This is a genomic window from Ferdinandcohnia sp. FSL W7-1320 (assembly GCF_038050315.1).
GTDB classification, from domain to species: domain Bacteria; phylum Bacillota; class Bacilli; order Bacillales; family Bacillaceae_L; genus Ferdinandcohnia; species Ferdinandcohnia aciditolerans.
This window is the reverse complement of sequence record NZ_JBBPAM010000001.1, coordinates 1,988,618-2,014,413: the sequence shown is the minus strand read 5'-3', so window position 1 is coordinate 2,014,413 and position 25,796 is coordinate 1,988,618. Positions and strand designations below refer to the sequence as shown.

Below are 25,796 nucleotides of genomic sequence, written 5' to 3'. Positions count from 1 at the left end.
CAGTAGAAAATCCTTGCTATGCGAAATTATTGGAAAATCCCGCTAATATGGTATTCTCCTTGACATACTATGCACGCTAAAAGCGGTAGGTGTGCTAAATATTGCCACATTTAACCTTTTTCTTCTAAATAGTTGAAAAGATCAGCCATTTCGTTTGTCCTTCCTCTGGACATGAGTTTATCTACAGCCTCTTTAGGTGACTGATCATTGAAAAGAACATCATATAAAGCAAATGTAATCGGCATGGAAACATCCATTTTTTTGGCTAACTGGTAGGCAGCTTTCGTTGTCCTAACACCTTCGACCACCATTCCCATATTATCTAGAACTTCCTGAAGACTTTGACCTTTTCCAAGCAAATTTCCTGCACGCCAGTTCCGTGAGTGTACACTTGTACAAGTGACGATTAAATCTCCAATCCCAGTTAATCCAGCGAATGTTAGGGGATTTGCCCCCATTTTGCTGCCCAAACGTGAAATTTCGGCTAAACCGCGTGTAATTAACGCAGCTTTGGCATTATCACCATAACCAAGTCCGTCCGTAATACCTGCAGCCAATGCAATAATATTTTTTAACGCCCCACCAATTTCTACACCCACAATATCAGGGTTAGTGTAGACACGGAAATGCTGATTAATAAATAAGTCTTGCACATATTCAGCACTTTCCATATTTTTGGATGACACTGTAACAGTTGTTGGATGGCGAAGTACCACTTCCTCGGCATGACTTGGCCCAGAAAGTACAACAACATCTTTCAGTAAGTTTGAAGGCATTTCATCCTCAATCAATTCAGAAATCCGCTTTAATGTATCCGGTTCAATCCCTTTACTAACATGAATAATCGTTAAAGGGATTGAAATGAACTGAGTTATTTTCTGAAGTACTTCACGAATTGCTTTCGTCGGAACTGCAAGTACAACTGTTTTGACGTCCTCTAAGGATTTGTCTAAATCCGAATACCCAATAATGGTTTCTGGAAGCTCAATTGAGGGCACGTATTTTGAATTTGTATGTTTCGAATTGATTTCATCCGCTTGTTCCTTACGATGTGACCAAAGCCTCACTTCATGAGCATTGTCTGCAAGAACGAGTGCTAGTGCAGTACCCCAACTGCCAGCTCCAACAACCGTTATTTTCTCCATTACTTCCTCCCCTTTCTATTTTCGAGCTCTCGCGATTATTTTAATTGGCGTACCTTCAAAGCCAAAAGCATCTCTGATTCGATTCTCTAAGAAACGTTCATAAGAAAAATGCATCAATTCAGGTTCATTTACAAATACAACAAAAGTCGGTGGCTTAACAGCAACCTGTGCGACATAATAGATTTTTAATCGTTTTCCCTTGTCCGTTGGTGTCGGATTCATTGCAACAGCATCCATGATGACATCATTTAACACATTCGTTTGGACACGCATTGTATGATTATCACTGGCCATATCAATCATCGGTAACAACGTATGGACTCTTCTTTTTGTTTTTGCAGATAAAAATACAATCGGTGCGTAATCAAGAAATAGGAAATGATCACGTACTTTTTGTTCAAATTCCTTCATGGTTTTATCATCTTTTTCGATGGCATCCCATTTATTAACAACAATCACCACTGCTCTACCCGCTTCATGAGCATAACCGGCTATTTTTTTATCTTGTTCAATAATACCTTCCTCAGCATTTAAGACGACAAGGACGACGTCAGAGCGTTCAATTGCTTTCAGCGCTCTTAATACACTGTACTTCTCAGTGCTTTCATAGACTTTTCCTTTTTTCCTCATACCAGCTGTATCGATGATGACATATTCCTTACCATCAACAGTGTATTTTGTATCTATAGCGTCCCTAGTGGTTCCCGCTATGTCACTTACAATTACTCTTTCCTCGCCTAACAAAGAATTAACAAGAGATGACTTCCCTACATTAGGTCGACCAATTAGAGAGAACTTAATGACGTCTTCATCATATTCTTCATCTGCACCCTTTGGAAAATGCCTTACAACTTCATCTAGTAAATCTCCAAGGCCAATTCCGTGGGAGCCTGAGATTGGTACAGGTTCACCAAATCCCAATGCATAAAAGTCATAAATATCTGCTCTCATTTCGGGATTGTCCACTTTATTAACAGCTAAAACAACTGGCGTTTTGGAGCGATATAATATTTTAGCAACCTCTTCGTCCGCACTTGTCACGCCTTCGCGACCGCTTGTCATAAAAATAATTACATCTGCTTCATCGATAGCGATTTCAGCTTGATGTCTAATTTGAGCAAGAAAAGGTTCATCACCAATATCAATACCACCGGTATCAATAATACTAAAATCTTGATTCAACCACTCACCTGAACTATAGATTCGATCCCTTGTCACTCCAGGTACATCTTCTACGATTGAAACTCTTTCTCCTACTATACGATTAAAAATTGTTGATTTCCCAACGTTAGGACGACCAACAATAGCTACTACTGGTTTTGCCACATGCGTTCTTCCCTTCTCAACTATCTATTACTACATATATCACATAAAATATGATTAATATCAACGTTATGTATAAAATAAACCCTTCTACGTTAGAAGGGTCATGCTTTTACATTCTATCAAAAATAAATGGTAACAACAATCAATTGTTTAGTGTTTTACGATTATGTACAAATTCTCACTGATTTCGTGAGCAATTCCATCTAAGATTGCTTCCAAATTTGCAGCTACTGTCTCCATTTCCTCTTTTGTAGGACATGAAAATACAGGTGTTCCCCCTGAAACGTTAACCTTAGATGTATCCATCTTAATCGCTGCTAAAACAAATTTTTCGATATTCATTTAAGTGGACGCCCCTTTTCGTTTGCGTTCCTCTCTGTTGGCATTCGGATTGCATTTTCTAATGTTGGTACACGACCTATTATTTCAATTGCTTTCTCAACATCTTTTTCCTGTGGCAAAACAAAAACTCCTACACGTCCATCATTCAAATCTCGCTTTGCCAAAGGGGTGAGAGCAGGGGTCCCCGAATCTCTGAATATCCCCAAAGCGGTAGATACATCATGTAAAATGGCTTGTCTTTGCCCTAAATTTGCAATGGTAGCTCTTGCATTAAACGTTTTAGGCTTTAAAATAAACCCCATCCCATATTCTAATATTTCTTCCTGTCTCGCAGGAAGTCCAATATTCATAATGTATATATTATCAACATACAAGCCTGCATCCTTAAAATACGGCTTAACAAACTCGATATCAACAATATCTTTAAGTCTACTACCAGCCATTAGCTTTTTGCAAATTAACAGACAAATGATACCCACAAGTATTCCAGCCCACATATTAATTGCTAAATAGACAAAAGTAGATAAAAAGGAAGTAAAAATAACTAAGTAATTTCGACTTTCAAAGGCCACCGCGATTCCTTCAATATATGTCTTTCCTCTTGGAACAAGTTCATACGAATCAAGTTCAGTAAGCGTGTTTCGCTCCATATTTCGCACATCCCGAAATTGCGAAGCCGCAATCGTTAAAAAGGTGATTGCGGTAAAATCCTCTTCCATAATTGAAGGTACTGCAACGGTTCCTAATCCTGCAGCAATAAATCCTAAAGCAATATGAATGATTTTACCATGTAAATAAGTTGGATACTGACGATAATCTGTACGCAGCATGTAAAGGCGTACAGCAACTCCAAAAATGACCCCAAATAAAATTGGGTATGTATATTCATTCATGCTAGCCGTGTTTCTCCTTTGTGTTTTTTTGGACCAGAACATCCACATGATGAAGAAGATGTTCTAAGGATGACCAAACAAAAATAAAACAAAAACTAATTGCAATAACATCTAAAAAGACAAATGAACCAATTTCATAAGAAAAATTGACATTATTTATTATAATTCCATAAAGAATATCCCCCTGAATGGCACCAACTAAAAGCCCAACCAGTCGTAAACGGAAATCCTTTAATAACATTAATGTTACGTATATTAATGCAGCACCAAGCATCAAATTACGATTAAAAAAAAGCCAAACAGGATCATATAATTCGAACATTAAGAAACTACAATATGCTAATGAAATGGTAAGTATACAAATCAGCATATAAAATACTTGTCTTTTCGGTCGTTTTGAGATTTCCTTTATGCAAAAAAACAAAATTGGAATGATACTGTTATTTATTTTAATATCACCTACTTCAACGTAGTATGGTGATAATATGATAGTTACTAGAAACAAAATTGATAGGTAAAGCCTTTCATTGTTTTTCTTCATCAAAAAAGTACTACTCACCCATGCCATCCAAGTAATCCAATAAAATAAGACACCATCCATATCTCCACCTCCCATTATTTCCATTATGGCTAGAAATTATGAATTTTAACCTTATACGAATACCAAAATTCCTTTTATGAAACAATAAAATGGAATCAGTAATAGCCATTACCCCTATATACAATTCCCCAAAAAAGGATAGTTATGTAGGAAGAAAGAGGTGGAAATGAAGTGGGAAAAGATAGACAGGAAAGAAAGCATAAAGAGGCGCGATTAACGGAATCTGACCGTGATCAATCTCTTGATTATCCCGGAGCAACGAGATTGGATACTCCTGATGAAGCTAGGGAAATGAACCGTATGAATCCAAAATAAAGGTTCTAAATCAAATGTTGGGGTTTTAGGCTACCGCGCTACGCTTGGTGGCCTCTATAAAAAATGATGGATGGTACCATTCATCATTTTTTATAGAGGAGAATCACACCAACTCGGTTAACCAATATGTACCCCAATTCTTTTATACTTGTGTGTTAATAAAATCTTCGCCCTAAAGCGTTCAAAAACTCTAAATCCATAAGCATTTCTCTTTAGAACTTTGGTTGAATTATTAATTCCCTCTAAAAACCCATTTGAATATTCATAGGCAAAGCTATTTAATACTTCAACTTGCCAATTTTGTATGGTCTTTATTGCTTTAATCATTTCAGGTATCTTTGAATCCTCAATTAACTTATATAGTTCTTCCAATTCCTTTTTAACCAAACTGATACTGTTTTTTCCGTTTTCTTTGGCACGTAAAAACCAAGTACGATATGCCTCTTTAATTTCATATGCTTGTTTGAGTTCATTCGACATCTCCAAGTAACGATTTAAATGCCATTTCTCATCCTTAGTTAAGCGTTGGCAGTCTTTATGAAAGACATGTTTCATACGTTTACACTTTTTACGGTCGTAGCCATGAAATTGGTTTTGTACTCGACGTCTTACTCCATCAAGCCCCCAATAGATGTAACGACAAAAATGAAATCTATCAGCTACAATAACAGGTTTACCCAATGCCTCTTGAACGGCTGCTTTAAAGGAATGATTCATATCCATTATGACTATTTGCACTCTAGATCCGTGCTTTCTTAAGTAGTCTTTTATCGTACGTTTATAACGATTTGGTAGAATATCAATCGGTTCTTTTGTTATCCCATTCGCAATGATTAACTGGTATTTCCCTTCGCGGGTATCACCCTTGTATTCATCAATAGCTATAACTGTAGGTAATTCTTCCACTGGACGAATTTCACTTCGTGAAATTTGATCGAATCGACGTATAATGGTTGAAGATGAACACCCGTAGATTTCAGCTGTTTCCTTAAATGTTTTTCCTTTAATCGCTTTAATTGATATAGCTTGATTCCATTCTATTGAGGTACGTTGATAACGCATGACAAAAGGATTTTTCTCTGAAAAACGTTTCCCACATTCACAGACATATCGTCTACGCTTATAAAAGATTTGGGTTTTTCTTTCAAACCACTTTAAGTGTTGAATTTTTTGCATACGATAGTCATGAATTTTACTCGTCCTTTGATTACATTTAGGGCACCGATGTACTTTTCGCTCCATTTCAACGTACAGGCGGATAACTTCGCCCACTTCTTCAACATTGGTTAGGATAGACCCTTTTAATCCAGGAATAATCATGGTAAAATCCATATACACGCAACTCCATTCTTTAGACTTGTTTCTCGACAATTCAAGTATAAAAGAATGAGGAGTTTGCGTGTTTTTTTATGCACACAAAATTTTGTTTAAACCCCAACAAATATTATAGAGCCAAAATAAAAAGCTCTCACCCATATGGGTGAGAGCTTTTTTCGATAAAGATTACTTTAATTTATTTAATTGGTCACCAATTACTTCTCCAAGTTGAAAACCAGTTGTTTCTTCTTGTTGTTGGTATTTGCTGTAGTCTTCTTCAACGTTTTCTTCTAATTCTTTCATGCTTAATGAAATACGTTTCTCAGATTGATTTAGTTCAAGAATCTTCACTTTTACTTCTTGGCCTTCTTTTAATACTTCATGAGGAGTACCGATATGCTTAGAAGAAATTTGTGAAATATGAACTAGCCCTTCAACTCCAGGCAACACTTCAACAAACGCACCAAAGGATACAAGTCTTCTTACTGTTCCTTCAACTACGTCACCGATCGATAATTTTTCAGTGATGCTCTCCCATGGTCCAGGTAATGTTTCCTTCAACGATAACGAAATTCTTTCGTTATCACGATCAACAGATAATACCTTAACCTTGATTACTTGACCCTCTGAAACAACATCGGAAGGCTTTGATACATGCTCATGCGAAAGCTGAGAAATGTGTACAAGTCCATCAATACCACCGATATCAACAAATGCGCCGAAATCAGTCAATCGTTGAACAGTACCTTCAAGAACAGCCCCAACTTGTAAAGAGTCTAAAACCTGTTGTTTTTTGTTTTTTTGCTCTTCTTCAACTACAGCACGATGTGATAAAATTACTCTATTTTTCTCACGGTCAAGCTCAACAACTTTAACAGTTAATGATTTGTCCTTGTAATCAGAGAAATCCTCAACATAATAATTTTCAACTAAAGATGCTGGAATAAATCCTCTTACACCTAGGTCAACAACAAGTCCACCTTTTACAACATCTTTTACAATCGCTTCGAATACTTCACCTGAATTATACTTTTGCTCTAAATCATCCCACGCTTTAGAAGCAAGTACAGCTTTTTTGGATAAAATTAAAGCTTCTTCCTCTACTTTTGTAACTGAAAGCTCTAATTCTTCTCCTTCTGAAACAACATCACTAGCTTTTTCAACATGTAGGCTAGATAGCTCACTGATTGGGATAATTCCATCTAACTTACTGTTCTCAACTGACACAAAAACTTGTTTCTCTTCAACCTTTGTAATCTTGCCAGTGATAACATCACCGACTTGTAACTCTTTGTACTCAACTTGGTTCATGTCCTCTGCCATTCCAATTACCTCCTTAAAAGTCAAACACGAAAAACAATGTATGTATAAATAATATTATCAAATGCGCCTTGGCGTATTTGCGCCCGATTTTTTTCGAGCAAGCTCGAAAAATTTCCCTTGAAAAATCGTGGCATCCGCCGGAGGCTAACTTTATTAAGTAGAGGTATACCTCTACTTAATAAAGTTAAAAATATTCTTTTAATTAACTTCTAATAAATAGAGATATTTGTCAAGTATAAACTCTTAATCTATTGATATTTTTCCTGTAATTCTCTTATAGAATCCATAATTTTATTAGTTACTTCTTCAGGTGATGCTTTTTCAATTCTAAACTTTTCCATCTCAACTGGCTCACCGTATACCACTCTTAATTTCCCAAACAGTTTATAAGGTCCCAAAATTGCACACGGAACAACTACACAATCTGTTCGTAGTGCAAAAAAGCCGACTCCCGTTAAACCTTTTCCAAGCTTTCCATCCCTACTCCTTGTTCCTTCAGGGAAGATACCTAACACATTGCCTTCTTTTAGCACTTTTAATGCTGTTCTTAATGCTTCACGATCACTCATTCCACGCTTTACAGGGAATGCATTTATTTTTGGTAAAATCGCACCTAATACAGGTACGTTAAACAGTTCCTCTTTTGCCATAAAATGTATATGTCTTGGAGATGTTACTCCAACTACAGGTGGGTCTAAATTGTCGATATGATTCGAACAAATCAAGACTCCACCTTCCTTTGGTATATTCTCCTTACCTATGACTTCAATACGGTAAAGAGGTTTGATGATTGCTCCAACTAATCCTCTTGCAAAGGGGTAAAGATTCATACCAATCAAATCCTTTCCTTCACAATATCCATAATCTTCACAACAACCTCTTCGATGCCTAACGATGTAGTATCAATTTCGATTGCATCTTCTGCCTTACGTAGTGGAGCAACCTCTCGTTCTGAATCTAATTTGTCCCTTTGGGCAATTTCCAACTTTAATTGCTCTAAATCCGACTGATATCCTTTTGAAAGGTTTTCTTGGTGTCGACGTTCTGCTCTTTCATCAACAGAAGCAAGAAGGAATATTTTCACTTCTGCATTTGGTAGTACATGAGTCCCAATGTCCCTTCCATCCATCACTACTCCACCGGACTTTGCAAAGCTTTGTTGACGTCTTACCATATCTTCCCTAACCTTACGATGCTTAGATACAATTGAAACTGAATTTGTTACATCATGATCACGAATTTTTTCGGTTACATCATTGTTATCAATAAAAACAAGCTGACCATTTTCGCTAGGTCTTAATTCTATATTTGCGTTTTGAAGAGCATCAAGAACCTGTTCTTCATTTTCTAGATCTAAGGATAATTGCAATGCTTTATAGGTTAATGCACGGTACATTGCACCTGTATCAACATATATGTAAGATAATTCTTTTGCAATAATTTTTGCAACAGTACTTTTTCCAGCAGCCGCTGGTCCGTCTATTGCTATTGAAATCTTCTTGTCCATAAACTAAGTATGCCTCCTGTTTGTAACGCTCTAAAAAGGTCTTTACCTCGATAAACAAATAAGCTTTTTCTCTAAGGCTTATTATATTTATTCATTAGAACAGTATTCCTACTTACGAAAAAATGCAGGGAATCCCTGCATTTATATTTTAATTGTTATTTAATAATGTTTCAATGGTTTTAGTCGTGTCTGATTTGTCGACACCTTCATATTCAATCATTCTCGTGATATACGGAGTCAACGGGCTATATAAAATAATAGCCTGTGCAACAAGCAGAAAGATAAATTGAATAATAGCAAGCTTGATTAAAATACGTTCAAAATTTTTCATTCCATACCAGCCCTAAACCAAGTTTTACTACTAGTATGCTAATGTAATTCTTTTTTTATTCTATAAAAGCTGCTATTCTTTTAATTCGCTAGAATGTATGCCTTTTTTCTTTAACAATAATTGTCTTTGAAAACAAAACTTAATTAACAGTTGTCGAGCAGACTCTGTAACGTCCACAAATGTTATTGATGCTTTTGTTCTTTCTCCATTTTTCCCCTCAACAATACGGATTACTTTACTCTTAAAGGATATATATTGATATTCGTCAGAAAGAGTCGGGAAGACAAAATATGTGATTATATCTACTCCAGGATTAAGGCTTTTCGAAGAAGGTAGAATGATCGAGGCACCACCAGCACTAATATCATGTGTAATTGTAACAAATGGCGGAAACTCCCCGTTCATGCTGTGGATTGCGACATCTACCGGTGTTTCTATACGTACATATTCTCGTCTTTGAATCTTAAACATATGATCGTCACCTGGGAAGGAAAGAACAATCATAGGGATATTTTGTTTAACTCTGCCAAGCACTGAAGTATCAAAAAAATAAGCCGAAGTACTGTCTGCGGCTACAAAAGCCTTTAACATTGTTCCATTTATTAAATAAACTGTTTTCCCTGTTTTCGTATTAACAGGATAGTCAATATAGATCTTTTGTTCTTTTGTTTCAACAACCCTGCATCTATATTTTTCACCATTTGGATTTGTGGTTGGTTCAAGGTTTATCATATCCCCAATTTTCAACACGGACGTTCACTCTTTCTAAAACATTCTGTATATTAATTAAACCACGAATAAACTGAAAAGTACAAGTACCTTGTTCTACCCCGACAAGCATATGAAAAGCCGGCGAGAAGGGATGCCTTTTATCCTTGTTTGACGGATTGGCTTATGACCTCGAGGTGCTAGGTGCTTGTGCTAGCCAGTAAAAAAAGGAAAGCAAATTTGCTTTCCTTTTTTGAACACTATGATTTGTTTATCCCTTTATAGACTGGCTCAGCATTCTTAAGCTTTTCTACCTTTTCCTCAAATCCATTTTCAGCATTAATAAAGATTCGGTACGTATCATTATTTATTGTTCCTAAGAACTCATAGCAAAGGACATCTTGGTCTAGATCATTTGTTATGATCGCTAGACGATCTTCCATGATTTCAAGATTCGGGTTAATATGTTTCTTTGCTTCTTCTTTTGAAATTTTGGGTTTACCAGCTGTTTTTATCTTGCCAGCCATTAAATAATCTCTTGCTGTAAAACCGATAATGTTTCCATCATCAAGTGCTACTTTCATTTTAATGGAATCTGAATATACTCTGACTCCATTAATAGATGATACGAAATTAAATACACCTATGTTATCATATTGAGCACTTTCAAATAGCTCTAAGTTTTCAAATTTATTGTCTTTTAAAAATTTCTGAGCCCGGTTATATGCATCATTAAGACTGATTGCACTTTTTGCAACTTCACGGTTACGAATGACCCAAATTGGAGTTCCACCCTTTTTCGTAATATCCATGAACGTATTTACTTTTGATTTTGGATCATTAATTTCTAGACTATAAAACCCGTTTTGTGACCCCTCACCATTTTCGGTAACTTTCATTTCAATGTTCCCTTTTAACCCAAGGAACTTTTTTGCGAGTTCTTTTGCTTGTTGTTCATTTATTTCTGGGCCTTCTAAATTAGGAAATTTATTACCATCTTTCTTCGTAGTTGTAAGCGTGACACCAAACTCACTCTCAGAATAAGCAGCTACATTTTTTTCAACAGTTTTAAGACCATCAATGATGGTGTTATCAGCCTGTTTGTCACCTGAAGCTAGCGCTAATTCAACGTCCATCCAGCGAAGGTTATTCTCCATTACTAGATGTTGAACAGTCCTTAGTTCCTTTTGGATATCCTCTGAATTTTTATAGAGCTGTTGAAGCGTATTGTATTCCTTATCAGACAAAGGCTCTTTTGATAGGTCACGTACTGCTGTACGGTAACTAAAATCCCCGATATTACTTAGAAACTCTTCCGTTTTATTAAAAGGCATAAGAGACAATGGTAACTGTCCTACATCTGAATGTGCCTCGGACGTAAGTCTCCACACATCTGCAAGTGTTGGAGATAATGAACTTTGAGAATTCATTGCAAGTGTTGTTCCAATTTTGTCATGTAAAAGGTCTATATGATAGGTTAAATTATGAAACGCTCGTTGGTAGTTATTTTCTGCTTGTATTAGAATGGCATTTTTCTCTTGGTGCTCTTTATAGCCCCAATAGCCTGTTCCAATAACCCCTATAGTAAGTACTGTAATTAATATTCCTCTTAGCAATTGTCTCACCTTCCATTCTAATTACAGAATATGTGCTTTCCAATTCTCTTAATTTGTGGTCTACCCCAAATCCACTTACTTGTCGCTGTAGCTGGATTAAAGTAATAGGTCGCACCACCTGTAGGATCCCAACCATTTATCGCATCAATTACTGCTTTTTTTGCCTGTTCATTCGGCGTCAACCAAATTTGTCCATCCGCTACCGCTGTAAACGCAAGTGGTTCAAAAATAACACCAGATACTGTATCAGGAAAGGTCGGGCTATCCAGACGATTTAAAATTACTGCTGCAATTGCTACTTGTCCAACATAGGGCTCTCCACGAGCTTCTCCATAAACAGCATTCGCAAGGAGCTGAATATCATTTTGCGAAAATCCACCCGGCATATTTACTGCTGTAGGTCCTTGGGATTGAACCTCTTCCTGTTGTTGCACCTTTGCTTGTTGTTTTGCTGGTTGTTTCGCCGGTTGTTTCGGTTGAGCTTTAGGCTGTTGAGGCTGTCCAGCTTGTCCCTGCTTACTTTGTGGTTGTTTCGGCTGAGCTTGAGGCTGCTGTTGTGCTGGCGCTTTTGCCTTTGGTTGCGGTGCTTTGCCCTGGCCCGCCTGTGGGTTCTTTTGCTCCACTATAAATTGTTTTTCTATATCAGTACGCCTTGTTTCTGCCGCTGTTTTTGCTTTTTGGATACTCGCTTCAGATGGGGCGGATTGGATGCTCCATGGAACGCCTCCATAGTGAGTAAACTGATTCCCTTTACGCAAATTATCATATACAAATTGCTTATTATATTTTGTAAAGCGGTTTATCATGGCTTTCGTTTTGTCACCAACGAGCCCATCCACCTCTTCTAGCCCGAAAGCCTTTTGGAAGTTACGAACTGCCCAATACGTACTCCATCCATATACTCCATCAATCGTTCCGTGGTAATAACCGTTATACTGAAGTCTTGATTGCAATTCAATTACATCGTCACCTGTTGCACCTCGTTGAATAATCTGTTCTGAAAAAGCATGAACATTATAGTTAGTCCCACCAATGAACACACTGACAAACATGATAAGGACGATGGGGAACATCAAATATCTTTTGAAGCTCATGATCAATTACCTCCCTAACCATTTTCTATATATACTTACAAGTATTTTCTGTAGAGATTGGTATTTTATTCAGATTTTATATTTGATTAAAAATGAACATAAAAAAACCTGTCTAAGCGACAGGTTGTCTATAACCAAATACGCCTTGGCATATTTGCGCCAGATCTTTTCGAGCAAGTTCGAGCAACTTCCATTGAAAAATCGTGGCATCCGCCAGAGGCTATAAATTTATTCAGCAAAAGGGCTGACTTTTTATAAATTTATGGTTTTGCTATTTTTACTTTTCGTAATCCGAACCACCATAAAAACAACATAAATGGGATCATCATATAAATCCATTTTTTTAATGATAAAAGTATGTAATCGTATATCCCATGTAAGAGAAATGGAAATAAGAAGGATATCAAAATCCATTTTCTTTTTTCACTAGGAGTAAATTTAGCTTTTCCAAGATAAAACCCCATAATCACACCAAACAGAGCGTGACTTGATACTGGTAAAAGGGCTCGACCTACAGCTAAATGAACCCCATTCGCTAATAGGTAAAGAATATTTTCTAAAGTTGCAAATCCTAACGACAGCGCCGCACCATAGACTATTCCGTCATATTGTTCATCAAATTCAATATGCTGGTAAACGGTATAAAAAAGGATAAACCATTTAAAAAACTCTTCTAATAAAGCTACTTTTAAGAACGCCTGTGAAAAGCTGTGATTAAATACCTCTTCAACCCCTAAGACATATTGGATAAACATGATAGGAAATACCAATAAAGCGCCAAAAATGAAGATTCGAAAAACCATTAAAATGGGTTCTGCTTCATACTTATCTTTTAAATAAAAATAACTTAATAACGCAAGTCCAGGTGCTAGTCCTGCGGTTATGACCGCCACCATATAATTCCTCTTCTCCCTAATAATCAATTAATGTTTGAGTAACAGATACTTTTATCGTAACATGTAAATTGGTAAATGAAAATATGAACTATCCTGTTTATGGATAATTTTCCTATATAGAATTGAGGGAGTAACATTGAAAAAAATACTGATTATACACACAGGCGGAACAATCGCAATGACGGAGGACAAAAACACCGGTGCTGTACAGCAAAATCAACAAAACCCATTGCTACTTCAGACTGATGCATTGTCATCCATTGCTGATGTTAAGGTAGAGGATTTATTTCAATTGCCTTCTCCACATATTACTGAAAAGATTATGTTGAAACTAAAAGAAAAAATTGAAAAAAGTATCAAGGAAGATAGGATTGAGGGTGTGGTTATTACACATGGAACTGACACACTAGAGGAAACGGCTTATTTCCTTGATTTGACCGTTCAATCCGATATACCAATTGTTGTTACCGGAGCCATGAGATCAAGCAATGAAATTGGAGCAGATGGTCCTTACAATTTGATCTCAGCCGTACGGGTAGCAGCTTCCGATAGTGCAGTTGGGAAAGGAGTTCTAGTTGTCCTAAATGATGAAATACATTCAGCAAAGAACGTAACAAAAACTCATACAAGTAATATTGCTACATTCCAAAGCCCACAGTATGGTCCATTAGGAATTGTGAGTAAACGAGAGATAACATTTCACCATGTACCAACTGTTCGAGAAACATATGATATAGAAAATATCACAAAAAATGTTATCTTACTAAAAGCATACACGGGGATGGACGGGTCAATCATTCAAGCCATTCGCTCGTTACATCCAGATGGCTTAGTTATAGAAGCTCTCGGACAAGGTAATCTTCCTCCAACAATGGTACCAGAGTTAAAGAAGCTTATGGATAGCGGAATCCCTATTGTCTTAGTTTCCCGCTGTTTTAATGGGTATGTACAGGAGGTATACAACTATGAAGGCGGCGGACGCCAATTAAAAGATTTTGGTGTAATTTTCTCAAATGGTTTAAATGGCCAAAAGGCAAGACTCAAGCTTCTAGTCACTTTAGAAATCACAAATGATCATGATGAACTCCAAGAAATGTTTTACAAATAAGAAAAGGGCGCCAGTATGGTCGCTGGTGTATCCGAAGTCCAGCTATCTTCAGACTTGCGGTGGCTAATTCAACAGGGGTGTCCGAAGTTTACGCATCTTCAGACTTGAGTTGGCTAATTCAACGCAGGGGTGTCCGAAGTTTAAGCATCTTCAGACTTGCGGTGGCCAAATTAACGCGATTGTGTCCGAAGTTTAGGTTTCTTCAGACTAACGGTGGCTTATTCAGCGAAATTGTGTCCGAAGTTCAGGTAGCTTCAGACTTGCGGTGGGTAAATCAGCGCGGGAGTGTCCGAAGTTTAGGTAGCTTCAGACTTGCGGTGGCTAAATTAACGCGATTGTGTCCGAAGTTTAGGCTTCTTCAGACAAACGTTGGGTAAATCAGCGCAAGGTTGTCCGAAGTTTAAGCATCTTCAGACTTGCGCTGGCTTATTCACCACAGGTGTGGCCGAAGTTTAGGCAGCTTCAGACTTGCGTTGGGTAAATCAGCGCAAGGTTGTCCGAAGTTTAAGCATCTTCAGACTTTTGCTTGCTAATTCACCACGGGGGTGTCTGAAGTTCAGTAAATTCCTTTATATAGTAGGTTTCGGTATTCAACAACACGCTGTTGGATCTCCAACAGCGTGTTAAAGTATATTTGAGGCAATTTTCAAGCATTTTAAGTGGCACATTTTTTTAAAACAGAACCAGATAACATCATACCTTTTTTGCACACATGCTCACAGTATTACCTGCATCCCCACACCAAAATTACGAACTTCACCCAAAGATAATTTAAAAGCGTGAACTCGTATATGAATTCACGCTAAAAATGTATTGTATTTTATTGTTTTGTCCTAATTCGTAACCTTGTCGCCCCTATTTTCTTTCCACTATTGTTTTTGCAATTAAGTCTCCATGGAAACGTCCATTTTCGATGAATATTTCATTGGCATTATTACCTGCTGCAATGACACCGGAAATGAAAATTCCCTCCACATTTGTTTCCATCGAATCTGGGTTAAACAAAGGTCTGCCAGTTTCTCTATCAATTTCAACGTTCATTTTTTGCAGAAAACTGTGATCCGGATGGTAACCAGTCATTGCAAATACATAATCATTCTTAACTGTTTTTTTCTCATTCCCAACCTCATAAATAACGGCATCTGGGGTAATTTCAACGACATTTGAATTAAACTCCATGGTAATAATTCCATTTCGTACTAAGGCTTCAAATTCTGGTAAGATCCAAGGTTTAATGCTTGGAGAATATTCGGAACCACGATATAAGACTGTTACTCTTGCATCCGCATTTGCAAGTTCTAATGCTGCGTCCACGCTCGAGTTTTTTCCACCGATAACAACGACATCCTTATCAAAATATGGGTGCGGTTCTTTAAAATAATGAAACACCTTAGGTAGATCCTCACCTGGAACATTCATATAGTTTGGATTGTCATAATATCCAGTCGCTATAATGACGTATTTTGTTTGATATTTACCCTTTGAACTAGTGATTAGGAACTCTCCATTTTCTTGCTTCTGGACTTCTGCCACTTTTTCAAACGCATTGACTCTTATTTTCTTTCGTTTCGCTACTTCACGATAATAGGCCAAGGCCTGGTTTCTTTTTGGCTTTCGACCTTCAATAATAAATGGTACATCTCCAATTTCTAATTTCTCACTTGAACTAAAAAAAGTTTGATGTGTTGGATAATGGTATATTGCATTTACAATATTCCCCTTTTCAATCACTAATGGATCGATTCCAATATTTTGCAAGGCAATTGCTGCTGCCAGTCCACAAGGACCCCCACCAACTATGACGACTTCTTCCAATTGCATGTTTGTCACTCCTACTAATCAAAAAAAAATCTCCTACCAGAATGATAGGAGTTTTTCCTTGTCTTTGCAAATAAAATGAATCAAATTCTGTGCATTTCCTGTGCAGTCTTTTAAGCCCGTCTCAAAATAGTTGTTAAATCCAGCCTCTGAAGCGAGAAGCTTCCGCCATTTTTCTTACCCCTACCATGTAGGCTGCAAGTCTCATGTCAACACGTCTATTCTGAGCAGTTGTATAAATGTTTTCAAAGGATTTGACCATTACTTTTTCAAGTTTTTCTTCCACTTCTTCTTCTGACCAGTAATAGCCTTGGTTATTTTGAACCCATTCAAAATAAGAGACGGTAACACCACCAGCACTTGCTAAAACATCAGGTACTAGCAGAATTCCTCTTTCAGTTAAAATTTGTGTTGCTTCAAGTGTAGTAGGTCCGTTTGCAGCTTCTACTACTATGCTCGCCTTTATATTATGGGCATTCTCTTCAGTAATCTGGTTTTCGATTGCAGCCGGAACAAGAATATCACAATCAAGCTCCAACAATTCCTTGTTGGTGATTGTATCATTAAATAACTTTGTAACAGTTCCGAAACTGTCTCGACGGTCTAATAGATAATCAATATCTAAACCATTTGGATCATATAAACCACCATATGCATCTGAAATACCAATTACCTTAGCACCGGCATCATGCATAAATTTTGATAAAAAGCTTCCTGCATTTCCGAAACCTTGTACAACAACGCGGGCACCTTCCAAATCAATGCCACGCTTTTTCGCCGCTTCACGAATACAAATTGTAACTCCTTTTGCAGTTGCAGACTCACGACCATGTGATCCACCTAACACAAGCGGTTTACCTGTAATAAATCCTGGTGAGTTAAATTCGTCTATGCGACTATACTCGTCCATCATCCAGGCCATGATTTGTGAATTGGTAAATACATCCGGCGCTGGAATATCCTTTGTAGGACCTACGATTTGACTGATTGCACGAACATATCCACGACTTAATCGTTCAAGCTCGCGGAATGACATATCTCTAGGATCACAAATGATTCCACCTTTTCCTCCACCATATGGTAAGTCAACGATACCACATTTCAAACTCATCCAAATCGAAAGCGCTTTAACTTCCTTTTCTGTAACATTAGGATGAAATCGAATCCCACCTTTTGTAGGGCCTACTGCATCGTTATGCTGTGCACGATAGCCTGTGAAAATCTTAACAGATCCATCATCCATTCTTACAGGAATTTTTACGGTCATCATCCGAATCGGCTCTTTTAATAGTTCATAAACTTCCTCAGGGTACCCTAATTTTTCTAATGCCTTATGTATAACTGTTTGTGTAGATTTGAGGACATCCATCTTTTCTTCATTATTCTGCCCTGAAATGTCCTTTTTGTTTTCGGCTACCATTTGTAAACCTCCCAAGATTTTTCCAATTCCATTAGAGGATGTTCAAAAAGCGCGGTGAACATGGCGAATCAAATTTCTCTTATTGTCCACCTTTCCAGTCACTAGTATACACCTTCCATATGTTTATGCAAGATGAAAAATGAAGAATCTTCATTTTTCTTTCAAAATTGTAAATGAGTTTACAATTTGAGATTTTATAGCTAACCATAAAAGAAAAACCCCTAATCTAGGTTAGAGGTCTTCCCTATTTTTTTATAAAATACTTGTAAATTTCTTTCATTGCATTTTCTTTAAAAAGTATTTTCCCATATTCATGTACCCGATATTTTGTAATAGTTGCAGGATTGCCAAACTCAGCTAAAATAGCAATGACGTTCTCAGTTTGGAGTGTCAAATTATCTTCAAGCAGTAAATAAAAATAGCCTTTAAATGAATATAATCTTCCACCATCTATTGATAAACTTTTTAATCTGGTTGAAAGTTGGATTACATCTTCAAATGAGTGAAACTCATAAAATATGTCTTTACTTTCATCAAGCGTAACCTGCATTTCAATATAATCTTCATCCATAAATTCTTCGTCTTCAAGGTCACCTACTGAATTAGTAACGATGATCACCATACCTTGAGCTTGTAAAGAATACACTTCTACAGCAATAGGACCATCGGCTTCAAAGCCTAATTCGATACTTGCTTCTTCGATCATATCTCGGAATAATTGGTGGACCTTAAGCGAATCCGACAAAAGATCATCTTTAGTGAGGCCACGATCAACCAGATCATCGAATGTTAGAAAAATCTTGATTTTATTATAAGTTAAGCGTTCGAGACGCATTAAAAAACCCTCCCTCACCATCACACCTACAGCAACCGTTTCTTTATTTTATGAAAGAATATAAATTATGTTCTAGGAATTAGCGTTGTTAGGACTTTTTTTGCAACGTCTATTCACTTTGTGATGATTGTAGGATAAGTAAATGTGTTTCAGGTGGTGCACCGAGCCTGAGTGGAACACCGGATGTTCCATATCCATTACTTACGAAAATGGTCGTTTCATTTTTGTGTTCTACCCCGCCTTTAGGATAAAGTCCAAATTTCCAAAACCGGATTTGTCCACCATGGGTGTGTCCAGATAATAGAAGACTTATCCCTTGTTCAGGTTGAAGTTCACTTTTAATTTCCGGATTATGGCTAACCAAAATTTTAAAATCCACGTCATCCCCTGCGTCTAGAAGAGCAAGGTCCAAACGACTTCTGCCTTCCCTCAAATCATCTATTCCTAAAAGAGCGAGCTTTTCTCCCTCACCCGTTTCAAAAAACATAGCTGTGTTATCAAGAATTTTAATTCCCATACTTAAAAGAAGAGAATCGAGTTCATGGTAATCAACTTCATAGTCGTTATTTCCCCATACAAAGTAAGTCGGCCCAACCATTTTTATTAATTGAAGGTTTTTCTCCACTCTTTCAAACGGTACTCCCTTTTCAGTTAAATCTCCTCCAATTATAACAATGTCTGCTTTCCCTTTTACCTCATTGATTATATTTTCTGAAACCTCTCTTCTGTGAATATCTGAAATGAAGAATATGGTAATCTTTCCAAAGCTTTTTGGAAAGTTCGTAAATGTAAGTGTATTCGTTATAACACGGTCCTTTCTTGCTTCACGCCACATATAGAAAAGGAGTATTATTCCAATTAAAAGTATACCGTAAAAAAATAGTATGGTCACGATTTTGCCCTACCTATCTAACAGCTTTTTACTTTAATTCATTCGGAGTTTGAACTTTGTCTGTATAAAGGTAAATCTACAGTAATGATACCATAAATAATGGAAAAGGCTATCAATAAAAAGGTTTGCCAAGGCCCAAATATAAATAAAATGAAATAGCCTCCTACTAAAGTTACAGGGTAGATTAATTGCATAAATGAAAAACGATTACCTTTAACCATGTGGTAAAAGTTTTCAATGACACCCTTAATTAACACTGAATGAGCTAAAAACCCAATAAAAAAACAAATCATTAAGATGACAAACAGGAACGGGTTTATGATAAAACTTGTCAACAATTGTGGTATTTCAATGATGGAAGTTCCTGATGTTAAAAAGATGATCATAAACCCGCAAAAAAATCCAATCACTTCATATAAAAATTTATACATACCCCCATCTCCTTCATATTAAGATTATGAAGAGAGCATGGAATAGATACAAATTTTCCTATTCCATGTTTAAAATAATTTCCTAGTCATTTTTTTATTTCTCCAGCCATAAAGTAAACTGATATCGTTTTGTATATCGACATCAAGGAGGTTGTTTCATGTTTACTACTAGGAAGGTCTATTACCCCTATATAAGCCCTTTTGACCCTTGCAAACCAATCATATGTAAAACCTACGTTACCCCTCCAAATCTATATATACCATTTCAACCAGCAAACCTACCACAATTCTCACCCAGGGAAGCATTATTTGCGGGTACGCTTTGGAAAGCCTTTTACGATCCGTATTTTGGGCCATATGAACCGAAAAGGGAGGCTGAGAGTAAATGAATCCTAAACAGATGCCCCCAGAGTATTATGCGTTATTAGAGGATTTACAGGCATTGGATTTTGTCTTAGTAGAACTCACCTTGTATCTAGATACCCATCCAAATGATTTTGAAGCGATCCAACAATTTAATACTGTTTCTCAGCAACGAAGAAAGATTGCAAAGGTTTATGAAGAAAGGTTTGGGCCATTAACTCAGTTTGGACGTTATAGCTATTCCAAATATCCCTGGAACTGGGACGACGAACCTTGGCCATGGCAGGTTTAACAAAATAATCTTTTGTTTAACAAGGGGAGGATTAACGTATGTGGATATATGAAAAAAAGCTACAGTATCCTGTCAAAGTAAGTACGTGTAACCCAGCTTTAGCTAAATTATTGATTGAACAATATGGCGGTGCTGACGGTGAGCTAGCCGCTGCATTACGTTATTTAAATCAACGTTACACCATACCAGGTAAAGTGATTGGATTGTTGAATGATATTGGAACTGAAGAATTTGCTCATTTAGAAATGATTGCGACAATGGTGTATAAACTTACAAAAGACGCAACCCCAGATCAGTTAAAAGCAGCTGGTCTTGCACCACACTACGTGAACCATGATTCCGCACTATTTTACAATAATGCTGCAGGCGTACCATTTACAGCATCATATATCCAAGCAAAAGGAGACCCAATTGCTGATTTATATGAAGATATTGCAGCTGAAGAAAAAGCAAGAGCCACCTATCAATGGATTATTAATATGAGTGATGATCCGGATTTAAATGATAGTCTTCGATTCCTTCGAGAACGTGAAATCATACATGCTCAACGATTTAGAGAAGCGGTTGAAATTCTTAAAGATGAAAGAGACAAAAAGAAATTTTTCTAAATGAGTAAATAGCTGAATGCTAAATTCAGCTATTTACTTTCATGATATAAATTCACATCATATTCTTTTTTCATCATTTCAAAAACCCTCTGGCGCTCACGCCATTGTACCGGTTCTTTCCACAAGTCCTTACTCTTATCAACAATTTCACATCGAATTGCATGATATTTATCTTCAGCTTCATCTTTCTTTTTATCAACATAGCGAATTCCACCATAAAGTCCACCGATGATAAATACAAACATAAAATATATGGAACCGTCGAGAAATATACTAATCATCAATTCGGTTGAATGGCTATAAGGAAGGACTATGGTTTTATACACATATACTAAAAAAACCGACGATAAAAAAAGTGCAATAAGCTTCATATAATAGGCTCTTGCCTTTAATTTTTCAAATTTTCTCTTTTTCTCAACCGAATGTTGAAGCATTTGCTTTGTTACATCATCCGTATATTCATTTAATTCCTTAATTTTTTCTTCTATTTTCAATCCCCCCAAACCATATACTTCTAGAATGACCTATTATAAAATATGTGCTTGTACATCTGGATATGTCTGCACAAAAAAAATAACGCGAAAACCTCGCGTTATTCATTCGTTTATTTTAATTGGAATTTCTAAGACTTGACCTTCAATAACGGTTTCACCATTTAAATTATTCCATCTTTTTATTAACTCTTCACCAGAGCGACTATTATAATATTTCATCGATATCCGGAATAATGTTTCATCGGCTTTTACCGTATGATATTTCACATTATAACGGTCCTTAGGCTGTTCTTGAACCGGTTGCTTTACCTCGTCTGTATTTGATTTATTTGCTTCAACCTTTTGAACCGCTTCTTCTTTAGTTTCCTCTTGGTTGTTGACTTCTGATTGTTTTGCTTCGTTTGGTTCAACCGTTTTTTGTTCTTGTTCAGCTGGTTCTTGTTCTGTCTCTATTTCTTCAGTTGGTGTTTCTTCCTCATCATTTTCAGGATTACGAAAGGCATCTTCTTTATCTTCATAGCTGATACTTTCAAAATTTGCACTCTTTTTTAGCGGACTTGCCTCCAGTTTTTCAGGATTCGTATTAAATTTATAGCTGAGAATTGCAATAGGAAGTAAAATAAATAATAGAGCTAATAAACGAATAATCGGATATTTAATCTTAAATTTTGTTTTCTTTTTCTTTTTATTATGAATTTCACTTCGAGATGGTAAAGTCGAAGTTCTTCTTCGTTTATTAACTGACGTTTCTTCTCCTTCAGGATGCTTCATGACGATACCCCCTCTTTTTGATCACGCAAATAATCTTTTCTAAGCTTTACTGCTAAAATAAAATCAATCCAAAAATGAGCATAAACGGTAATCCAAAGATTTGCATAGACCTCATAGATATATCCTAATAGAAAGCTTAAAAGAACTACAGATGTCAATAGAACCCACTTATGTAAATAACGGACATGTAATAAAGCAAATATCATACTAGCTATAACCAGTCCAAAATGGGTTTGAATGACACCTCTAAATAAAATCTCTTCCGCAAAGGAAATCAATAGGCATAAAATAAAAATATGTGGAATACTTCTTGTTTGAAAGATTCTCTCATTAATACCGCCATCATCGTACATTGCCTCCGGAAGCCATTTTACAAGCAAAAAATCTATAATTACAACAGATACTGCAAATCCAGAACCAACAAGGAGAATATTCCAATCCTTCCAATTCCAAAGTTCCATAAATGATGACCAATGATCAAATAGGAAAAACCCAAGCACTAGAGACAAAATTAAAAGAATTGCTTGTGTTAGATAAAGGTGAAAAACTATTTCTTTATCTGGTAAGTTTTTGATAATATCAGCTTGGCGCCTACTCATAATTTTCACCCATTTCTATGGAAGATACGATGCAATTCTTGTCTCCAAGATGGTAGCTCCCACCCACTTACTTCTTTACCGCTTCGTTTGTACAGTTCTAAGTCAATTCCGCATAAATCACAGCAAGATGATGGTCTCATTTTTAGGCTTTCATCGAAGTAAGATAAAATAGCTTCCCTTCGACATCCCTGAGTCTCTAACCATCTCTCCATCAGTTTAAGTTTGCTGTACTTGTATGAATATCGTTTATTTGCAGCTTCCTCTATAATTTCAACTTTCTGCTGAGTGTTGAGTTCGTACTCCATACCATCATCTATTTCCAGGTAAAATTGAATAAATCGCCATTGAACTTCAGACACACCGAATGTTGAATAAAAATACTCTTCAACCGATTTTGTATTTGTAAATTTCCCTTTTGATTGTATCTCATTATTAATGTATTCGATTATTTGATGAGTTTGTTCTTTCGTTGGAAACTCATATTTAAGTAAGACTTCAGGTATTTCTCTGTCAAGTTCACTATGAAGTAGTATTGCAATACTTGATTTTCCGTCCCTGCCAGCACGCCCCATTTCCTGTAAATATGCCTCTACTTGTGAAGGGTAATGGAAGTGAATGACAAATCGGATATCAGACTTATTCACACCCATCCCAAATGCATTTGTGCAACAAATAATGGATAGTTGATTATTTAAAAATTGCTCCTGGATCAACATTCTTTTTTCCTGTTCCATTCCACCATGATAATAAGCAACTCGGTCAAAGCCTTCATCTTTTAAAAATTGGGCAATATTTTCGGCCCATAGTCGACTTGAAAAATAAATAATTCCTGGCCCTTGCAAATCTTTTAGATAATTCAAGAGCAAATCTTTCTTTTCCTCCATCGAATTAACCTTTTTCACCATTATTGCAATATTTGGTCGATCGATCGAGTGGATGTGCATTTTCGGGTCATTCAATTTTAATGTCCTGCTAATATCCCCTAGAACCTCTTTTGTAGCTGTAGCGGTTAACGCTAAACAAGGTGGGGAACCGATTTCACGGCGAATCTCGCCCAATCGGGAATAGTCTGGACGAAAATCATGTCCCCATTGCGAGATACAATGTGCTTCATCCACCACAAACATAGAAAAACGAATTTCTTTTAATCGATTTAATATAAATTTTGACTGGAGAATTTCTGGGGAGGCAAAAATATATTTATAGTTGTGCAAACTCGAAATAACCTTACGTTTTCTTTCGATCGATAAAAAACTGTTAAGGGCAATTACCCTTTTTTCACCCATTTTTTTTATTTGAAGAACCTGATCTTCCATAAGTGCAACAAGTGGTGAAATGATAAGTACACTACCATCGAGAATTTGAGCAGGAAGCTGATAACACAGTGATTTCCCTCCACCAGTTGGTAAGAGGGCCATGACATCATGTTCAGCTAAAATATCTTCTATAATTTCCTTTTGCCCTTCTCGGAACGTAGAATGATTAAATTTTTCTTTTAAAACTAAATTAAGATCCATGTTTACCACCAAATCTTGCAAGGACTAGCCTAATTTCAAAATACGAGATGTCAATTGACAATTTTTCCTTTAAAGGTCGTAATTGCTTTACATTTAATGTCTTATATACAGATAAAATCTGCTGCTGATGCTCGTGAGTAACGAAACGGTCAATTGAAAAATCAGGTTTTTGATGTGTAACTTCTACAATATGATCTTCAATTGTATTCCGTTTTAGATTTCGAATGATTCCAATTTCATCGATTGTTTTACCCTGTAATAGCAATTGATACGTTTTCTTTGTTGAAACTGTTAGCAATACTTCCTCTTGATGATTAGCCTCGATCATAGAACCTAGAAGAGGGAAACTGTGCCTATTCATTTCAAGATGATGAATGATTGTATGTAAGGTATGTAAAAAGAGAACCTGGCACCATATTTCATCCTCACCAAGTAAAGAACTAATCTGATCGATAGTATAGCCAATTCTCGCTGAACTGGTCAGCCTCATGACAAAAATAGTTGATTCAAGCTCTGTGACCATTTCAAGGACCGACAAAACCTCATTGTAAATGGCTTCTGATAATGTAAATCGAGTATGTCCATACTTAATTAAGAATCCTTTTACCCAGTCAACAATTGAATCCTCTTGTTGGATAGGAGTATACTGTTTTTTCCCATTTACTAAATTCGACAATACCTGCGTTAACAATGAAAGCCTACGCCATAGTAAGATGGATTGTTCATTGTGCTTCCAACCATTTAAATGGGGAGGAATCGGTTTGTTTTCAAATTCCTTTTTTAATACACGTTCACCTAGAGATGTAATGGTAAATTTATTACTTGAAGCTGTTATTTCTTCAATTAGAGCATGTTCACGAAGGATTTGTATTTCCTTCTCAACCTGTTCCCTTCCGATCGGCCTTAGAATACCGAATAAAGGAGTGAGACCAAATAAATTCGCATCCCCAATCGTTTGGGAGGATTTTTTACCGTTCAACAAGTGATGAATCCCATAAACAGTGCGTTCACCATCTAGTTTATGCAAACTATACAAGATTAAGATTGAACGATAAGTAATGTTCACGGTTTCTCCCCCCCTTTAAACGACGAAATAGATGGAAAATTGTCGAACGAATGTTACTATTATTTTATCAAATAATAACGAAAAGTGGGATGTTTTCGTGTGGAATTATGAACATGCTTGTCAAACGAGAAAAACCCCTTTAGAATAAGCAATCTCACTATATATTTT

The 25,796-nt window shown here is 36.6% G+C and carries 29 protein-coding genes; 5 read left to right on the top strand and 24 right to left on the bottom strand.

Annotated elements, in window-relative coordinates:
• Nucleotides 1-110: 110 nt before the first annotated feature.
• The 5 genes from NST91_RS10140 to NST91_RS10120 all read right to left on the bottom strand — a co-directional run bounded on the left by NST91_RS10140 (nucleotide 111) and on the right by NST91_RS10120 (nucleotide 4,307).
• The gene (locus NST91_RS10140; RefSeq protein ID WP_341331034.1) at nucleotides 111-1,145 is read right to left on the bottom strand and encodes an NAD(P)H-dependent glycerol-3-phosphate dehydrogenase; all 1,035 of its coding nucleotides are present in this window, start codon (nucleotides 1,143-1,145) and stop codon (nucleotides 111-113) included.
• Nucleotides 1,146-1,160: 15 nt separating this feature from the next.
• Complete coding sequence (der, locus tag NST91_RS10135; protein WP_341331033.1) at nucleotides 1,161-2,471, bottom strand: ribosome biogenesis GTPase Der; 1,311 nt, start codon at nucleotides 2,469-2,471, stop codon at nucleotides 1,161-1,163.
• Nucleotides 2,472-2,621: 150 nt separating this feature from the next.
• Nucleotides 2,622-2,813, bottom strand: coding sequence for a capping complex subunit for YIEGIA (locus NST91_RS10130; protein WP_099362708.1), 192 nt, complete (start codon nucleotides 2,811-2,813; stop codon nucleotides 2,622-2,624).
• A complete protein-coding gene (locus NST91_RS10125; RefSeq protein ID WP_341331032.1) occupies nucleotides 2,810-3,706 on the bottom strand; it encodes a YIEGIA family protein in 897 nt (298 codons plus the stop codon). The genes NST91_RS10130 and NST91_RS10125 overlap by 4 nt, the downstream gene beginning before the upstream one ends.
• A gap of 1 nt (nucleotide 3,707) precedes the next feature.
• Entirely contained in the window at nucleotides 3,708-4,307 is a 600-nt protein-coding gene (locus tag NST91_RS10120; protein ID WP_341331031.1) for a YphA family membrane protein, read from the bottom strand.
• Nucleotides 4,308-4,478: 171 nt separating this feature from the next.
• On the opposite strand from NST91_RS10120, the gene NST91_RS10115 reads away from it, so the two are divergent.
• Nucleotides 4,479-4,622, top strand: coding sequence for a YpzI family protein (locus NST91_RS10115; protein WP_341331030.1), 144 nt, complete (start codon nucleotides 4,479-4,481; stop codon nucleotides 4,620-4,622).
• A 117-nt stretch (nucleotides 4,623-4,739) separates the two neighbouring features.
• On the opposite strand, the gene NST91_RS10110 is transcribed toward NST91_RS10115, so the two are convergent.
• From NST91_RS10110 to prsW, 9 genes are all read right to left on the bottom strand, one after another.
• Complete coding sequence (locus NST91_RS10110) at nucleotides 4,740-5,960, bottom strand: ISL3 family transposase (protein WP_341330391.1); 1,221 nt, start codon at nucleotides 5,958-5,960, stop codon at nucleotides 4,740-4,742.
• A 165-nt stretch (nucleotides 5,961-6,125) separates the two neighbouring features.
• Nucleotides 6,126-7,262, bottom strand: coding sequence for a 30S ribosomal protein S1 (gene rpsA / locus NST91_RS10105; protein WP_341331029.1), 1,137 nt, complete (start codon nucleotides 7,260-7,262; stop codon nucleotides 6,126-6,128).
• Between the two features lie 248 nt (nucleotides 7,263-7,510).
• Nucleotides 7,511-8,092: a lysophospholipid acyltransferase family protein gene (locus NST91_RS10100; protein WP_341331028.1), complete on the bottom strand. Its 582-nt coding sequence runs from the start codon at nucleotides 8,090-8,092 to the stop codon at nucleotides 7,511-7,513.
• Between the two features lie 5 nt (nucleotides 8,093-8,097).
• Entirely contained in the window at nucleotides 8,098-8,769 is a 672-nt protein-coding gene (gene cmk / locus NST91_RS10095) for a (d)CMP kinase (RefSeq protein WP_341331027.1), read from the bottom strand.
• Nucleotides 8,770-8,917: 148 nt separating this feature from the next.
• On the bottom strand, nucleotides 8,918-9,100 hold the full coding sequence (locus NST91_RS10090) for a YpfB family protein (protein WP_099362699.1): 183 nt from the start codon (nucleotides 9,098-9,100) through the stop codon (nucleotides 8,918-8,920).
• Nucleotides 9,101-9,172: 72 nt separating this feature from the next.
• On the bottom strand, nucleotides 9,173-9,850 hold the full coding sequence (locus NST91_RS10085; RefSeq protein ID WP_341331026.1) for a flagellar brake protein: 678 nt from the start codon (nucleotides 9,848-9,850) through the stop codon (nucleotides 9,173-9,175).
• A 218-nt stretch (nucleotides 9,851-10,068) separates the two neighbouring features.
• Nucleotides 10,069-11,424, bottom strand: coding sequence for a germination protein YpeB (gene ypeB, locus NST91_RS10080; protein WP_341331025.1), 1,356 nt, complete (start codon nucleotides 11,422-11,424; stop codon nucleotides 10,069-10,071).
• Nucleotides 11,425-11,441: 17 nt separating this feature from the next.
• Nucleotides 11,442-12,476, bottom strand: a complete 1,035-nt coding sequence (gene sleB, locus NST91_RS10075; RefSeq protein ID WP_341333525.1) for a spore cortex-lytic enzyme — start codon at nucleotides 12,474-12,476, stop codon at nucleotides 11,442-11,444.
• Between the two features lie 302 nt (nucleotides 12,477-12,778).
• Nucleotides 12,779-13,414, bottom strand: a complete 636-nt coding sequence (gene prsW / locus NST91_RS10070; protein WP_341331024.1) for a glutamic-type intramembrane protease PrsW — start codon at nucleotides 13,412-13,414, stop codon at nucleotides 12,779-12,781.
• 136 nt (nucleotides 13,415-13,550) lie between these two features.
• Here prsW and NST91_RS10065 point away from each other — a divergent pair, with 136 nt between their 5' ends.
• Nucleotides 13,551-14,522, top strand: a complete 972-nt coding sequence (locus NST91_RS10065; RefSeq protein WP_341331023.1) for an asparaginase — start codon at nucleotides 13,551-13,553, stop codon at nucleotides 14,520-14,522.
• A gap of 855 nt (nucleotides 14,523-15,377) precedes the next feature.
• Here NST91_RS10065 and NST91_RS10060 read toward each other — a convergent pair.
• The 5 genes from NST91_RS10060 to NST91_RS10040 all read right to left on the bottom strand — a co-directional run bounded on the left by NST91_RS10060 (nucleotide 15,378) and on the right by NST91_RS10040 (nucleotide 19,918).
• Nucleotides 15,378-16,343, bottom strand: a complete 966-nt coding sequence (locus tag NST91_RS10060) for a YpdA family putative bacillithiol disulfide reductase (protein WP_341331022.1) — start codon at nucleotides 16,341-16,343, stop codon at nucleotides 15,378-15,380.
• Nucleotides 16,344-16,476: 133 nt separating this feature from the next.
• Entirely contained in the window at nucleotides 16,477-17,760 is a 1,284-nt protein-coding gene (locus NST91_RS10055) for a Glu/Leu/Phe/Val family dehydrogenase (protein WP_341331021.1), read from the bottom strand.
• A gap of 244 nt (nucleotides 17,761-18,004) precedes the next feature.
• Nucleotides 18,005-18,595: a genetic competence negative regulator gene (locus NST91_RS10050; protein ID WP_341331020.1), complete on the bottom strand. Its 591-nt coding sequence runs from the start codon at nucleotides 18,593-18,595 to the stop codon at nucleotides 18,005-18,007.
• Nucleotides 18,596-18,704: 109 nt separating this feature from the next.
• Nucleotides 18,705-19,481 carry a metallophosphoesterase gene (locus NST91_RS10045; protein WP_341333524.1) on the bottom strand — a complete coding sequence of 259 codons (777 nt, stop codon included), beginning with the start codon at nucleotides 19,479-19,481 and terminating at the stop codon, nucleotides 18,705-18,707.
• Between the two features lie 44 nt (nucleotides 19,482-19,525).
• A complete protein-coding gene (locus NST91_RS10040; protein ID WP_341331019.1) occupies nucleotides 19,526-19,918 on the bottom strand; it encodes a hypothetical protein in 393 nt (130 codons plus the stop codon).
• A gap of 158 nt (nucleotides 19,919-20,076) precedes the next feature.
• On the opposite strand from NST91_RS10040, the gene NST91_RS10035 reads away from it, so the two are divergent.
• From NST91_RS10035 to NST91_RS10025, 3 genes are read left to right on the top strand one after another with little or no spacing between them, the layout of a single operon-like run.
• Nucleotides 20,077-20,307 (top strand): spore coat associated protein CotJA, encoded by a 231-nt coding sequence (locus tag NST91_RS10035; protein WP_341331018.1) that lies wholly within the window; start codon nucleotides 20,077-20,079, stop codon nucleotides 20,305-20,307.
• The gene (locus NST91_RS10030; protein ID WP_341331017.1) at nucleotides 20,304-20,573 is read left to right on the top strand and encodes a spore coat protein CotJB; all 270 of its coding nucleotides are present in this window, start codon (nucleotides 20,304-20,306) and stop codon (nucleotides 20,571-20,573) included. The genes NST91_RS10035 and NST91_RS10030 overlap by 4 nt, the downstream gene beginning before the upstream one ends.
• Nucleotides 20,574-20,611: 38 nt before the next feature.
• Nucleotides 20,612-21,181, top strand: coding sequence for a manganese catalase family protein (locus NST91_RS10025; protein WP_341331016.1), 570 nt, complete (start codon nucleotides 20,612-20,614; stop codon nucleotides 21,179-21,181).
• Between the two features lie 29 nt (nucleotides 21,182-21,210).
• Here NST91_RS10025 and NST91_RS10020 read toward each other — a convergent pair whose 3' ends face one another.
• The 5 genes from NST91_RS10020 to NST91_RS10000 form a co-directional block, all read right to left on the bottom strand.
• The gene (locus NST91_RS10020) at nucleotides 21,211-21,675 is read right to left on the bottom strand and encodes a YpbF family protein (protein WP_341331015.1); all 465 of its coding nucleotides are present in this window, start codon (nucleotides 21,673-21,675) and stop codon (nucleotides 21,211-21,213) included.
• A gap of 102 nt (nucleotides 21,676-21,777) precedes the next feature.
• The gene (locus NST91_RS10015; protein ID WP_341331014.1) at nucleotides 21,778-22,446 is read right to left on the bottom strand and encodes a LysM peptidoglycan-binding domain-containing protein; all 669 of its coding nucleotides are present in this window, start codon (nucleotides 22,444-22,446) and stop codon (nucleotides 21,778-21,780) included.
• Nucleotides 22,443-23,045 (bottom strand): CPBP family intramembrane glutamic endopeptidase, encoded by a 603-nt coding sequence (locus NST91_RS10010; protein WP_341331013.1) that lies wholly within the window; start codon nucleotides 23,043-23,045, stop codon nucleotides 22,443-22,445. The genes NST91_RS10015 and NST91_RS10010 overlap by 4 nt, the downstream gene beginning before the upstream one ends.
• 5 nt (nucleotides 23,046-23,050) lie before the next feature.
• Entirely contained in the window at nucleotides 23,051-24,562 is a 1,512-nt protein-coding gene (locus NST91_RS10005) for a RecQ family ATP-dependent DNA helicase (RefSeq protein ID WP_341331012.1), read from the bottom strand.
• Complete coding sequence (locus NST91_RS10000) at nucleotides 24,552-25,628, bottom strand: YpbB family protein (protein WP_341331011.1); 1,077 nt, start codon at nucleotides 25,626-25,628, stop codon at nucleotides 24,552-24,554. Before NST91_RS10000 ends, NST91_RS10005 begins: the two co-directional genes overlap by 11 nt.
• Nucleotides 25,629-25,796 lie beyond the last annotated feature (168 nt).

What these genes read in the sequence shown, in the direction of transcription:
- NST91_RS10090 (WP_099362699.1), bottom strand. Translation starts at nt 9,100, where the DNA reads ATGAAAAATTTTGAACGTATTTTAATCAAGCTTGCTATTATTCAATTT.
- NST91_RS10010 (WP_341331013.1), bottom strand. Translation starts at nt 23,045, where the DNA reads ATGAGTAGGCGCCAAGCTGATATTATCAAAAACTTACCAGATAAAGAA.
- NST91_RS10100 (WP_341331028.1), bottom strand. Translation starts at nt 8,092, where the DNA reads ATGAATCTTTACCCCTTTGCAAGAGGATTAGTTGGAGCAATCATCAAA.
- NST91_RS10025 (WP_341331016.1), top strand. Translation starts at nt 20,612, where the DNA reads ATGTGGATATATGAAAAAAAGCTACAGTATCCTGTCAAAGTAAGTACG.
- NST91_RS10015 (WP_341331014.1), bottom strand. Translation starts at nt 22,446, where the DNA reads ATGAAGCATCCTGAAGGAGAAGAAACGTCAGTTAATAAACGAAGAAGA.
- NST91_RS10130 (WP_099362708.1), bottom strand. Translation starts at nt 2,813, where the DNA reads ATGAATATCGAAAAATTTGTTTTAGCAGCGATTAAGATGGATACATCT.
- NST91_RS10060 (WP_341331022.1), bottom strand. Translation starts at nt 16,343, where the DNA reads ATGCAATTGGAAGAAGTCGTCATAGTTGGTGGGGGTCCTTGTGGACTG.
- NST91_RS10030 (WP_341331017.1), top strand. Translation starts at nt 20,304, where the DNA reads ATGAATCCTAAACAGATGCCCCCAGAGTATTATGCGTTATTAGAGGAT.
- NST91_RS10055 (WP_341331021.1), bottom strand. Translation starts at nt 17,760, where the DNA reads ATGGTAGCCGAAAACAAAAAGGACATTTCAGGGCAGAATAATGAAGAA.
- NST91_RS10005 (WP_341331012.1), bottom strand. Translation starts at nt 24,562, where the DNA reads ATGGATCTTAATTTAGTTTTAAAAGAAAAATTTAATCATTCTACGTTC.
- NST91_RS10040 (WP_341331019.1), bottom strand. Translation starts at nt 19,918, where the DNA reads ATGTATAAATTTTTATATGAAGTGATTGGATTTTTTTGCGGGTTTATG.
- NST91_RS10120 (WP_341331031.1), bottom strand. Translation starts at nt 4,307, where the DNA reads ATGGATGGTGTCTTATTTTATTGGATTACTTGGATGGCATGGGTGAGT.
- NST91_RS10140 (WP_341331034.1), bottom strand. Translation starts at nt 1,145, where the DNA reads ATGGAGAAAATAACGGTTGTTGGAGCTGGCAGTTGGGGTACTGCACTA.
- NST91_RS10050 (WP_341331020.1), bottom strand. Translation starts at nt 18,595, where the DNA reads ATGCGTCTCGAACGCTTAACTTATAATAAAATCAAGATTTTTCTAACA.
- NST91_RS10035 (WP_341331018.1), top strand. Translation starts at nt 20,077, where the DNA reads ATGTTTACTACTAGGAAGGTCTATTACCCCTATATAAGCCCTTTTGAC.
- prsW (WP_341331024.1), bottom strand. Translation starts at nt 13,414, where the DNA reads ATGGTGGCGGTCATAACCGCAGGACTAGCACCTGGACTTGCGTTATTA.
- cmk (WP_341331027.1), bottom strand. Translation starts at nt 8,769, where the DNA reads ATGGACAAGAAGATTTCAATAGCAATAGACGGACCAGCGGCTGCTGGA.
- rpsA (WP_341331029.1), bottom strand. Translation starts at nt 7,262, where the DNA reads ATGGCAGAGGACATGAACCAAGTTGAGTACAAAGAGTTACAAGTCGGT.
- NST91_RS10125 (WP_341331032.1), bottom strand. Translation starts at nt 3,706, where the DNA reads ATGAATGAATATACATACCCAATTTTATTTGGGGTCATTTTTGGAGTT.
- sleB (WP_341333525.1), bottom strand. Translation starts at nt 12,476, where the DNA reads ATGTTTGTCAGTGTGTTCATTGGTGGGACTAACTATAATGTTCATGCT.